10 protein-coding genes are annotated in these 11,562 nt (G+C 69.3%); 8 read left to right on the top strand and 2 right to left on the bottom strand.

Annotated elements, in window-relative coordinates:
• Positions 1-107: 107 nt before the first annotated feature.
• Positions 108-1,454, bottom strand: coding sequence for an aspartate aminotransferase family protein (locus tag IF22_RS0132455; protein ID WP_030338309.1), 1,347 nt, complete (start codon positions 1,452-1,454; stop codon positions 108-110).
• 530 nt (positions 1,455-1,984) lie between these two features.
• A complete protein-coding gene (locus IF22_RS0132450; RefSeq protein ID WP_030338307.1) occupies positions 1,985-2,497 on the bottom strand; it encodes an Lrp/AsnC family transcriptional regulator in 513 nt (170 codons plus the stop codon).
• Between the two features lie 214 nt (positions 2,498-2,711).
• On the opposite strand from IF22_RS0132450, the gene IF22_RS0132445 reads away from it, so the two are divergent.
• The 8 genes from IF22_RS0132445 (at position 2,712) to IF22_RS0132410 (ending at position 11,533) form a co-directional block, all read left to right on the top strand.
• Positions 2,712-3,896, top strand: a complete 1,185-nt coding sequence (locus tag IF22_RS0132445; RefSeq protein ID WP_030338305.1) for a polyamine ABC transporter substrate-binding protein — start codon at positions 2,712-2,714, stop codon at positions 3,894-3,896.
• 5 nt (positions 3,897-3,901) lie between these two features.
• Complete coding sequence (locus tag IF22_RS0132440) at positions 3,902-5,053, top strand: ABC transporter ATP-binding protein (protein WP_030338302.1); 1,152 nt, start codon at positions 3,902-3,904, stop codon at positions 5,051-5,053.
• Entirely contained in the window at positions 5,050-5,952 is a 903-nt protein-coding gene (locus IF22_RS0132435) for an ABC transporter permease (protein ID WP_030338300.1), read from the top strand. The genes IF22_RS0132440 and IF22_RS0132435 overlap by 4 nt, the downstream gene beginning before the upstream one ends.
• Entirely contained in the window at positions 5,952-6,788 is an 837-nt protein-coding gene (locus IF22_RS0132430) for an ABC transporter permease (RefSeq protein ID WP_036412865.1), read from the top strand. The genes IF22_RS0132435 and IF22_RS0132430 overlap by 1 nt, the downstream gene beginning before the upstream one ends.
• A 37-nt stretch (positions 6,789-6,825) precedes the next feature.
• Positions 6,826-8,277 (top strand): NAD(P)/FAD-dependent oxidoreductase, encoded by a 1,452-nt coding sequence (locus IF22_RS0132425; protein ID WP_030338296.1) that lies wholly within the window; start codon positions 6,826-6,828, stop codon positions 8,275-8,277.
• A complete protein-coding gene (locus IF22_RS0132420) occupies positions 8,277-9,458 on the top strand; it encodes a saccharopine dehydrogenase family protein (RefSeq protein ID WP_030338295.1) in 1,182 nt (393 codons plus the stop codon). The genes IF22_RS0132425 and IF22_RS0132420 overlap by 1 nt, the downstream gene beginning before the upstream one ends.
• Positions 9,459-9,572: 114 nt before the next feature.
• Positions 9,573-10,304 carry a LamG-like jellyroll fold domain-containing protein gene (locus tag IF22_RS0132415; RefSeq protein WP_030338293.1) on the top strand — a complete coding sequence of 244 codons (732 nt, stop codon included), beginning with the start codon at positions 9,573-9,575 and terminating at the stop codon, positions 10,302-10,304.
• Positions 10,305-10,768: 464 nt separating this feature from the next.
• Complete coding sequence (locus IF22_RS0132410) at positions 10,769-11,533, top strand: G5 domain-containing protein (RefSeq protein ID WP_245233807.1); 765 nt, start codon at positions 10,769-10,771, stop codon at positions 11,531-11,533.
• Positions 11,534-11,562 lie beyond the last annotated feature (29 nt).

Genomic DNA, 11,562 nt, shown 5'->3' with positions numbered 1-11,562 from the left:
GCCCGGCCCCCGCCGTTCCCGGCGTTGATCAAGAGGTTTCGGTCATGGTCTGGCGCGTTCTTGACGCAAACCTCTTGATCAACACGGTCTGGGGTGGGTGGGTGGGGTTAGAGCTTGGTCCAGGCTTGGGTTAGGACTGTGCGGAGGATCTGTTCGATCTCGTCGAAGTGCTGCTGCTCGGCGATCAGGGGCGGGGCCAACTGGATGACGGGGTCGCCCCGGTCGTCGGCCCGGCAGTAGAGGCCCGCCTGGAACAGGGCGGTGGAGAGGAAGCCGCGCAGCAGGCGCTCCGACTCGGCCTCGTTGAAGGTCTCCCGGGTGGTCTTGTCCTTGACCAGTTCGATGCCGTAGAAGTAGCCGTCGCCGCGGACGTCGCCGACGATCGGCAGGTCGTACAGCTTCTCCAGGGTGGCCCGGAAGGCGGCCTCGTTGGCGCGTACGTGCCCGACCAGGTCTTCGCGGGCGAAGACCTCCAGGTTGGCCAGGGCCACCGCGCAGGAGACCGGGTGTCCACCGAAGGTCACCCCGTGGGCGAACATGCCGGTCTCGGTAAGGAACGGCTCCATCAGCCGGTCGCTGGCGATCATCGCGCCGAGCGGGGCGTAGCCGGAGGTGATGCCCTTGGCGGTGGTGATGATGTCCGGCTGGTAGCCGTAGCGCACCGCGCCGAAGTATTCACCCAACCGGCCCCACGAGCAGATCACCTCGTCCGAGACGAGCAGCACGTCGTACGCGTCGCAGATCTCCCGTACCCGGTCGAAGTAGCCGGGAGGGGGTGGGAAGCACCCGCCGGAGTTCTGCACGGGCTCGAGGAAGACCGCGGCGACAGTGTCCGGCCCCTCCCGCTCGATGGCCCGACCGATCTCGTCGGCGGCCCAACGGCCGAACGCCTCGGGGTCGTCGCCGTGCTCGGGCGCCCGGTAGTAGTTCGTGTTCGGCACCTTGATCGCGCCCGGCACCAGTGGCTCGAAGTCGCTCTTGATGCCGGGCAGGCCGGTGATCGACAGGGCGCCCATGGAGGTGCCGTGGTAGGCGATGTAGCGGCTGATCACCTTGTACTTGTTGGGCTTGCCGGTGCGCTTGAAGTAGGCGCGGGCCAGCTTCCACGCCGCCTCGACGGCCTCGGAGCCCCCGGTGGTGAAGAAGATCCGGTTGAGGTCGCCGGGGGTGAGCGCGGCGATCCGCTCCGCCAGCTCGACGGCCTTCGGGTGGGCGTACGACCAGAGCGGGAAGTAGGCCAGCTCGCCGGCCTGCTTGGCGGCAGCCTCCGCCAACTCGGTGCGGCCGTGGCCGGCGTTGACCACGAAGAGCCCGGCGAGCCCGTCGAGGTAGCGGCGGCCCTGCGCGTCCCACACGTACGCACCCTCGCCGCGCACGATGGTCGGCACCTCACCGGCGGAGTAGCTCGCCATCCGGGTGAAGTGCATCCAGAGGTGGTCGGTGGCGTTGGCCATGTCAGCCCCATCGGTCATCGGGCCGGTCAACGGGGTGAGGCCGGCCGCTCTGCCAACGGTTATCGCACAGTCTCACGCTACGAAGCAAGTGTTATCGGCGGTATCACCGTCCGTTGGCGACGGATTCAGCGCGCTGACGTCATGGATGCAACGGAATTCGTACTGCTGCTGGCCGGTTCGTCGGCGGTCGGCGGGAGTCTGGGCGGGGGCCGGAGGTGTGCTGGTGGCTGCCTTTGGAGCTGAATCGTTTGCGACATCAGGACGAGTCGGTCGGGTGCCGCTCGGCCGTCCAGGTCGCCCGCCGGCCGCCGAATCGGTTGCGGCATCACGGCTGTCGTCGGGTGCCGCTCGGCTGTCCAGGTCGCGTCCGCCGGCCGCTGAATCGTTTGCGACATCAGCTCCAAAGGGCCTGACCGGTGGTAGCTCCCCCCGCGGCCGCCGGCTCGATCCACTCGGGTTGCCGGAAACCGGGGCATCAGGGCGGCCCGGACACCCCGACTTCCGGAAAGCCGAGTTGATCAAAGGAAAGCTCAGGCCGTGCCCCAGGTGTAGGTCTGCTTGCGCAGCTTGAGATAGACGAACGCCTCGGTGGAGAGCACCCCGGGCACGGCGCGCAGCCGTTGCAGGATCTCCAGCAGGTGGTCGTCGTTGCGGCAGACCACCTCGGTGAGCAGGTCGAACGACCCCGCGGTGATCACCACGTAGTCGACCTCCTCCAGCTCGGCCAGCCGGTCCGCGACCGCCTCCAGGTCACCGTCGGTACGCAGGCCGATCATCGCCTGCCGGGGGAAGCCGAGCTGGAGCGGATCGGTCACCGCCACGATCTGCATCACGCCGGAGTCGAGCAGCCGCTGCACCCGCTGGCGGACCGCCGCCTCGGACAGCCCCACCGCCTTGCCGATCGTCGCGTAGGGGCGGCGGCCGTCCTCCTGGAGCTGCTCGATGATCTGCTTGGCCACGTCATCCAGCAGAGCGTGATTGGCACCGTCACGGACAGCGACGCGTCGACCGCCGTTGCTGTTCTCGTGCTGCCGGTTTGTCATTGCCCGCTCCCCATATCCCGAATCGTGATGTCGCGCGTGTATCCCCGCGTAGTCTGGCGTATTTCGTCGTACATCGCTATTCCCGCAACGGAATCCCTTGTAAGGGAGGTCACCTCATGTCAGGATCAGTCGTCCATGGCACTTCATCCTCCCGACATTCCCGCCGGCGCGCCTCCCCGTCCCGCCCGCCGACGATGACCCCCTAGGAGTCGTCATGCGTACTCCCCTCCGGCCCCTCTCCCGGCGTGGACTGCTCACCGGCACTCTCGGTTCGGCCGCCCTGCTCACCATGGGCGGCAGCCTCGCGGGCTGCGGCACCAACGGTGCGCAGCAGACCGAAGCCGGCTGCGTCAGCGAGGACCTCTCCGGCACCGAGAAGAAGCTCGCCTTCGCCAACTGGCCGCAGTACATGGACGTGGACGAGAAGGACGAGTCCAAGCGGCCGAGCCTCGACGAGTTCATCACGAAGACCGGCATCCAGGTGACCTACACCGAGGACATCAACGACAACAACGAGTTCTTCGGCAAGGTCCAGAACCAGCTCGCCGCCTGCCAGAGCACCGACCGGGACATCATCGTGCTGACCGACTGGATGGCGGCCCGGATGATCCGGCTCGGCTGGATCCAGAAGCTGGACCCGGCGAACATCCCGAACGTGCAGGCCAACCTGCTTCCGTCGCTGCTCAACCGCCCCTTCGACACCGAGAACCGGATCTCCATCCCGTGGCAGTCCGGCCTCGCCGGTCTGGCGTACAACGGCAACGTCACGAAGGAACTGCGCACAGTGGACGAGTTGCTCACCCGCCCCGACCTCAAGGGCAAGGTGACAGCGCTCAGCGAGATGCGCGACACGATGGGTCTGCTGCTCGGGTCGAACGGGCACGACCCGGCGAACTTCACCGCCGCCCAGTTCGACGACGCCCTCAACAAGCTCAAGAAGGCCGTCGACTCCGGCCAGATCCGCAAGTTCACCGGCAACGACTACGCGCCCGACCTGGCCAAGGGTGACATCGCCGCGTGCATCGGCTGGTCCGGGGACGTGATCCAACTCTCCGGTGAGGACGAGAAGGTGCGGTTCGTCGCGCCGGACTCCGGCGTGATGCTCTACAGCGACAACATGATGGTCCCCAACAAGGCCACCCACAAGAGCAACGCCGAAGCGCTGATCAACTACTACTACGAGCCGGCGGTCGCGGCGAAGCTCGCCGCCTACGTCAACTACATCTGCCCGGTCAAGGGCGCGCAGGCCGAGATGGAGAAGATCGACCCCGAGTTGGCAGCGAACCCGCTGATCTTCCCCGACGAGGCGCTGCTGTCGAAGTCCAAGGTGTTCATGGCCCTGGACGAGAAGCAGGAACGGGAGTACGAGGGCAAGTTCCAGCAGGTCATCGGGGCGTGACGGGGATGGCGCGCGAGACACCCGCCGGCGACCTGCGCCTGGCCAACCTCACCAAACGCTTCGGCGTCTTCACCGCTGTCGACGACCTCAGCCTGACCATCGAACAGGGCTCGTTCTTCGCGCTGCTCGGCGCGTCCGGCTGCGGCAAGACCACCACGTTGCGGATGATCGCCGGCCTGGAGGAACCGACAACCGGCCAGGTGCTCCTCGGTGACCGGGACATCGCCCGGCTGCGGCCGTACAAGCGGCCGGTCAACACCGTCTTCCAGAGCTACGCGCTCTTCCCCCACCTCAGCATCTTCGAGAACGTCGCCTTCGGGCTGCGCCGACGCGGCATCCGCTCGGTCGACGACGAGGTCACCCGGATGCTGTCCCTGGTGCAGCTCGACGGTTACGGCAACCGCCGCCCCGCCCAGCTCTCCGGTGGTCAGCAGCAGCGGGTCGCGCTGGCCCGCGCCCTGATCAACCGGCCGCAGGTGCTGCTGCTCGACGAACCGTTGGGCGCACTCGACCTGAAACTGCGCCGACAGATGCAGATCGAGCTGAAGCGCATCCAGATCGAGGTCGGCATCACCTTCGTGCACGTCACCCACGACCAGGAGGAGGCCATGACCATGGCCGACACCGTCGCGGTGATGAACGCCGGCCGGATCGAGCAGTTGGGTGCCCCGGCCGACATCTACGAGTTCCCCGCCACCGCGTTCGTGGCGAACTTCCTCGGCCAGTCCAACCTGCTCGCCGGGGAGGCCACCGGCGCCGGCGGCGGCGACGTCGCGGTGACGGCGCACGGCACGCGGTTCTCGGTGCCCGCCGGCCGGTCGCGGGCCGATCACGGTCCGGTTCACCTTGGGGTACGCCCCGAGAAGCTGATTCTGGTCGGCTCCGCCGACCAGGTGCCCCAAGGACATCAGCACGTCACCGGGGTGGTCACCGACGCCTCCTACGTGGGAGTCAGCACGCAGTACCTGCTGCGCACCGGCTGGGGCACCGAGGTGTCGGTCTTCGCCGCCAACAGCGGCGCGTCGGAGCGGGTGCCGGTCGGCAGCGAAGCCGTGGCGTACTGGGATCCCCGGCACGCGTTTCTGCTGCCCCGCGACGCCGCCGACACCGACCGGACGTCGCCGGTGCTCGACGAGCCGGTCGGCGCGCCGTCATGACCCTCCTGGCCCGCACCGGATCGGGGGAGCCACCGCCCTCGGCACCTCGACCCGGGCGGCACCGGCTCCTGCCGTACCTGTTGCTGCTGCCCGGCGCTGCCTGGCTGCTCATCTTCTTCGGCGTGCCGCTGGCGCAGTTGGCGGCGGCCAGCCTGTACGACCCCAGCGGTTCGCTCTCCACCGGGTACGCGATGACCTGGGCGTTCGGCAACTACCCGGATGTGGTGCAGGCGTACTGGCCGCAGTTCCTGCGTTCGTTCGGCTACGCCGGGCTGGCCCTGGTGCTGGCGCTGCTGCTCGGCTACCCGCTGGCGTACGCGATCGCGCAGAAGGCCGGCCGGTGGAAGAACCTGCTGCTGGTGTGCGTGGTCGCGCCGATGTTCACCAGCTTCCTGGTCCGCACGCTGGCCTGGAAGACGATCCTGTCGGACAACGGCGCGCTGGTCGGCCTGCTGCGGGACGTGCACCTGCTCGCACCGGACGGCAGGCTGCTGGCCACGCCGTTCGCTGTGGTGCTCGGCCTGACGTACAACTTCCTGCCGTTCCTGGTGCTGCCGCTGTACGCGAGCCTGGAGCGGCTGGACCCCCGGCTGCTCGAGGCGGCCACCGACCTGTACGCGAGCCCGGCGCAGGCGTTCCGGCGGGTGACGCTGCCGCTGTCCATGCCCGGTCTGGTCGCCGGCACGCTGCTGTTCTTCATCCCCGCCAGCGGCGACTACATCAACGCCGAACTGCTCGGCACCCCGAACGAATACATGATCGGGAACGTCATCGACTCGGCGTTCCTGGTCCGGCTGGACTATCCGCAGGGCGCCGCACTGTCGTTCCTGCTGATGGCGGCGATCCTCGCGGTGGTCTTCGGCTATCTGCGCAGGGCCGGCACGGAGGAGGTCCTCTAATGCGACTCTCGCGCTGGTTGGCGGACCGCTGGGTGATGATCGTGGCGTTGCTGGTGCTCGGTTACCTGGCGCTGCCGATCCTGGTGGTGGCCGCACTGTCGTTCAACAGGCCGTCGAGCCGACTGTCGTACGACTTCAACGAGTTCACACTGGACAACTGGCGGCAGCCGTGTGCCACCTCGGACATGTGTGACGCCGTGGTCCGCAGCGTGCAGATCGGCTTCCTCGCCACAGTGGTCGCCACCGTGCTCGGCACCCTGATGGCGTTCGCGCTGGTCCGGCACCGCTTCCGGGGTCGGTCCGGGATCAACGTGCTGATCTTCCTGCCGATGGCCACCCCGGAGTTGGTGATGGGCACGTCGTTGCTGGCCCTGTTCGTGTCGGCGGGCGTGCCGCAGGGCTTCTGGACCATCCTGATCGCGCACGTGATGTTCTGCGTGTCGTTCGTGGTGGTCACCGTGAAGGCGCGGCTCGCCGGGATGGACCGGCGGCTGGAGGAGGCCGCCATGGACCTCTACGCCAACGAGTGGCAGACCTTCCGGCGGATCACCCTGCCGCTGGTGCTGCCCGGCATCGTGGCCGCCGCGTTGCTGGCCTTCTCGCTGAGCTTCGACGACTTCATCATCACGAACTTCAACGCCGGCACCACCGTCACGTTCCCGATGTACGTGTGGGGCGCTGCCCAGCGTGGCATCCCACCGCAGGTCAACGTGATCGGCACCGCGATGTTCGCGGTCGCGCTGCTGCTGGTGGGGCTCAGCTCGCTGCGCGGTCGACGGGCCCGCCGCGCCAACCTGCTGGCCGGGCCGCCGGGTCACCTGCGTCGGTCGTCATGACCCTCCCGGATGCGGGTCTTCCGACCGGTGCTCCGTCATGACGATTCCGCACACCGGCCGGGCGTTGGCCGACGCGGCACCCGTGCCGTACTGGCTCGACCGTCCGGACCGCCCCGACCCGCTGCCGGCACTGGTCGGCCCGCACTCCGCCGACCTGCTGGTGATCGGCGGCGGGTACAGCGGGCTGTGGGCCGCGCGGTTGGCGAAGCAGGCCGACCCGGACCGGGACGTGCTGCTCGTCGACGCCGGGACCTGCGGTTGGGCCGCGTCCGGGCGCAACGGCGGGTTCTGCGCCGCCTCGCTGACCCACGGCCTCGCCAACGGCGTCGACCGGTTCCCCGACGAGGTCGGCGAGTTGGAACGTCTCGGCCGGGACAACCTGGACGCCATTGCCGCCACCGTCGTGACGTTCGACATCGACTGCGACTTCGAGCGCACCGGTGAGCTGGCCGTCGCCGTCGAGCCGTACCAACTCGACGGGCTGGCCGCCGACGCGGACCTGGCCCGCCGGTACGGCCACCGGGTGCGGTTGCTCGACCGGGACGAGGTGCGCGCCGAGGTGCACTCACCGACCTACCTGGGTGGGATGTTCGACGCCGACCGGGTGGCCATGGTGGACCCGGCGAAGCTGGCCTGGGGGCTTCGCCGCGCCTGCCTCGACCTCGGCGTACGCGTGCACGAACACACAAGGGTCACCGGGCTGCGCGCCGACGGTGCCGCGCTGCACGCCAGCACCCTGGGCGCCGAGCCCACCGCCCACCCGGTCGACGCCCGGGCCGACGGCCGACCCGGCTCGGTGCGGGCGCGTCGGGTGGTGCTGGCCACCAACGCGTTCCCGCCGCTGCTGCGCCGGCTGCGGGCCTACCTGGTGCCGGTCTACGACCACGTGCTGATGACCGAGCCGCTCACCCCGGCCCAGCGCGACGCCATCGGTTGGCGCAACCGGCAGGGGCTCGCCGACACCGCCAACCAGTTCCACTACTACCGGATCACCGCCGACGGGCGGATCCTCTTCGGCGGCTACGACGCCGTCTACCACTACGGCAACCGGGTCGCACCCAAGCTGGAGCAACGACCGGCCACCTTCACCACCCTCGCCCGCCACTTCTTCACCACGTTCCCACAGCTCGCGGACGTGCGGTTCAGCCACCGCTGGGGCGGCGTCATCGACACCTGCACCCGGTTCTGCCCGTTCTTCGGCACCGCCTACGGCGGCCGGTTGGCGTACGCGGCCGGCTACACCGGTCTCGGCGTCGGGGCCACCCGCTTCGGCGCCCGGGTGCTGCTCGACCTGCTCGACGGCGGGAACACCCCGCTGACAGGGCTCGACCTGGTTCGCCGCAAGCCACTGCCGTTCCCGCCGGAACCCGTCCGCGCGGTTGGCATCAATCTCACCCGCTGGTCACTGGCCCGCGCCGACGCGCGCGAGGGCCGGCGCGACCTCTGGCTCCGTACTCTCGATCGTTTCGGTTTGGGGTTTGATTCCTGATGCGTGTCCTCCTCGTCGGCGCCGGTGGTGTCGGCTCCGCCGCCGTAGCCATCGCCGCCCGACGGACCTTCTTCGAGACCATGGTGGTTGCCGACCACGACCCCGCTCGCGCCCAGCGGGCGGTCGTCGGGCACGGTGACCGCTTCGTCGCCGCCCAGGTGGACGCTGCCTCGGCCGACGCGGTCACCGCGCTGTGCCGGGAGCACCGGATCACGCACGTGCTCAACGCCGTCGACCCGCGCTTCGTCATGCCGATCTTCGACGGCGCGTTCGCGGCCGGCGCGGACTACCTGGACATGGCGATGTCGTTGTCGCACGCCGAGACCGGCGTGAAGCTCGGTGACGAACAGTTCGCACTGGCCGACACCTGGTCGACTGCCGGTCGGCTCGCGCTCTGCGGCATCGGGGTCGAGCCCGGCCTGTCGGACGTGTTCGCCCGGTACGCCGCCGACGAGCTGTTCAGCGAGATCGACGAGATCGGTGTGCGGGACGGGGCGAACCTCACCGTCGACGGGTACGACTTCGCGCCCTCGTTCTCCATCTGGACCACCATCGAGGAGTGCCTCAACCCGCCAGTCGTCTGGGAGCGGGACCGGGGCTGGTTCACCACCGAACCGTTCTCCGAGCCGGAGGTCTTCCACTTCCCGGAGGGCATCGGGCCGGTCGAGTGCGTCAACGTCGAACACGAGGAGGTGCTGCTCATCCCGCGCTGGGTCAACGCCCGGCGGGTCACCTTCAAGTACGGCCTCGGCGACGAGTTCATCGAGGTGCTCAAGACACTGCACAAGCTCGGCCTGGACGCGGTCTCCCCGGTGCGGGTCCGCGGGGTCGAGGTCTCCCCGCGTGACGTGGTGGCCGCGAGTCTGCCCGACCCGGCCACGCTCGGCGCCCGGATGCGCGGCAAGACCTGCGCCGGCACCTGGGTACGCGGCCTCGGCCCGGACGGGCGACCCCGCGAGGTCTACCTGTACCACGTGGTCGACAACGAGTGGTCGATGCGGGAGTACGGGCACCAGGCGGTGGTCTGGCAGACCGCCGTCAACCCGGTCGTCGCGTTGGAGTTGCTCGCCACCGGCGCGTGGGCCGGTGTCGGGGTGCTCGGGCCGGAGGCGCTGCCCCCGATGCCCTTCCTCGATCTGCTGAACGGATACGGCTCCCCCTGGGGCCTGCAGGAACGGTGACCGGCCACCCCGGACGGCATTGACAGCGGCCGTACTCATAGTGATCATATTGATGCGCTGCGGCCACACGGGGGCCTGCAGACCAATCTCTGGAGGGCCACCATGGGTCGTGCCATGTCCGCACTCGCTCTGGGCGTCACCGCTCTCGCCTCCGCAGTCCTGGTTGACACCGCACCCGCGTACGCCGCCACCGAGGAATTGCGCCTCGACTTCGACGCCACTCCCACCGGGCAGATCGAGCCCGGTCCGTGGACGACCGGGTGCTTTGCCGACGTCGCCACCCCCGGCGACTCCGGCTGCATCGCGGTCGGTGCCCCGGGCGCCATCTCGCGTACGACCCGCCCCAGTGGTGGGGGCGCCAGCCCGGCGATCGCCTTCCCGGCCTCCGGTAGCGCCGTCGTCCAGGTCCCGGATGCCGCCAACCTCAACCCGGGCAGCCAGGACTTCACCATCAGCACACTGGTGAAGGTTTCAGCCGGTCAGGTGACCAGCGGCGCCAACCTCATGCAGAAAGGCGTCTTCGCCGACCCGGCGCAGTGGAAGCTCCAGCTCGACGACGGCAAGCCGGGCTGCCGGATCGCCGGCACCGGCCCCAACGGGGCGGCGTCGCTGCTCATCACCGCCGACGCCTCCATCGCCGACCAGGGCTGGAAGTTCGTCCAGTGCAAGCGGCGCGGTGACGTCCTCAGCCTGATCGTCGGCAGTGAGACGGTGGCGTCCTCGACCGGTGCCACGATGACCATCACCAACACGGCGAAGGTCAACATCGGCGCCAAGGGACCGGGTCTGTCCAACAACGACCAGTTCCGCGGCGCAATGGACAACGCCCTCGTCAGCATCGGCTGATCCCGCCCGTCCCGTACTCTCGTCGTCCACTCGTTGTCGACGCGGGAGTACGGGCACCAGGCGGTGGTCTGGCATACCTCCCTCAACCCGGTCATCGCGTTGGAGTTGCCCGCCACCGGCGCGTGGGCCGGTGTCGGGGTGCGCGGCCGAGGGCGCTGGCCCCGACGCCTCGCTGGGGGTTGCAGGAGCGATGAACGCGTCCGAGTGACGGCATCGCGACAGTTTCGTCGCCGCGACGGGCGTCCGATCGCTCATCGAACCGGTGCATGGTGATTTGCGGTTTTTGGTGGTGCTGACACCCGCACGATCGGCCCTGCCCCGCCGGCCTGGTGGGTTGCCGCGCCTATCGACTCGTCCCCCACAGGCGCGCCCACCGACCCGTCCCGGGAAGCGAAAGGCGCAGGTGACGAACGCGACGGTGGATATTGCACACGGTGTTTGCGACGACACTCATCGCCGTGACGATGCAACCACCACAGAACCCGGGTCCGTCGTACCCGCCGCCGCCCGGCCAGCAGCCCCGGCCCAACTGGTTCCGTCGGACCACTCCCGCCGGTCGGGCCGCCGTGATCCTCGGCTCGGTGACCCTGTCGATCCTGCTGCTCTGCTGCACCGGCACCGCCATCGTCAGCGCGCTGACCGGCGAGCCGAAGCCGACCCAGGCCGGCACCGCTGCCGAGCAGCCGCAGCAGCCCATCCTGGCCACACCCGGCGAGCCGACCGAGGAGGCGTCGTCGTCGGCTGCCGCACCCTCCACTGTGCCTTCGTCGGCACCCCCGTCGGTGGCACCCAGCGCGTCCAGCGCGGCGGCCGCGCCCGTGGTGCAGGTGACGACGGTGACGGAGCGGGCCACCATCCGGTACGGCGAGCGGACCGTCATGGACTCGTCGCTGGCCCAGGGCAAGCGGGTCGTCCGCACCAAGGGCGTGAACGGGGTACGGACCCTGACCTACGAGGTGACCACCACCGACGGGGTGACGACGGGCAGGAAGCTCGTCAAGTCCGCCGTGACGAAGCAGCCGGTGACCCAGGTCGTCGCCGTCGGCACCAAGAAGCCGCAGGCGTCGAAGTGCGACCCGAACTACAGCGGCTGCGTCCCGATCGCCAGCGACGTCGACTGCGCCGGTGGCAGTGGCAACGGTCCCGCCTACGTCAGCGGACCAATCAAAGTGATCGGCGACGACATCTACGACCTGGACCGAGACGGCGACGGCACCGCCTGCGACTAACCCCCGCCACCCCACCCCCGTCCCCACCC

Origin of the sequence: Micromonospora parva, from assembly GCF_000718515.1 — a bacterium.
In the GTDB taxonomy this organism is placed as follows: Bacteria; Actinomycetota; Actinomycetes; order Mycobacteriales; family Micromonosporaceae; genus Micromonospora; species Micromonospora parva.
This window is presented reverse-complemented; position numbering and strand designations above follow the sequence as displayed.

Excerpts from the sequence above, each read along its gene's own strand:
- IF22_RS0132410 (WP_245233807.1), top strand. The coding sequence starts at position 10,769 with ATGCAACCACCACAGAACCCGGGTCCGTCGTACCCGCCGCCGCCCGGC.
- IF22_RS0132445 (WP_030338305.1), top strand. The coding sequence starts at position 2,712 with ATGCGTACTCCCCTCCGGCCCCTCTCCCGGCGTGGACTGCTCACCGGC.
- IF22_RS0132450 (WP_030338307.1), bottom strand. The coding sequence starts at position 2,497 with ATGACAAACCGGCAGCACGAGAACAGCAACGGCGGTCGACGCGTCGCT.
- IF22_RS0132440 (WP_030338302.1), top strand. The coding sequence starts at position 3,902 with ATGGCGCGCGAGACACCCGCCGGCGACCTGCGCCTGGCCAACCTCACC.
- IF22_RS0132455 (WP_030338309.1), bottom strand. The coding sequence starts at position 1,454 with ATGGCCAACGCCACCGACCACCTCTGGATGCACTTCACCCGGATGGCG.
- IF22_RS0132425 (WP_030338296.1), top strand. The coding sequence starts at position 6,826 with ATGACGATTCCGCACACCGGCCGGGCGTTGGCCGACGCGGCACCCGTG.
- IF22_RS0132420 (WP_030338295.1), top strand. The coding sequence starts at position 8,277 with ATGCGTGTCCTCCTCGTCGGCGCCGGTGGTGTCGGCTCCGCCGCCGTA.
- IF22_RS0132415 (WP_030338293.1), top strand. The coding sequence starts at position 9,573 with ATGTCCGCACTCGCTCTGGGCGTCACCGCTCTCGCCTCCGCAGTCCTG.
- IF22_RS0132430 (WP_036412865.1), top strand. The coding sequence starts at position 5,952 with ATGCGACTCTCGCGCTGGTTGGCGGACCGCTGGGTGATGATCGTGGCG.
- IF22_RS0132435 (WP_030338300.1), top strand. The coding sequence starts at position 5,050 with ATGACCCTCCTGGCCCGCACCGGATCGGGGGAGCCACCGCCCTCGGCA.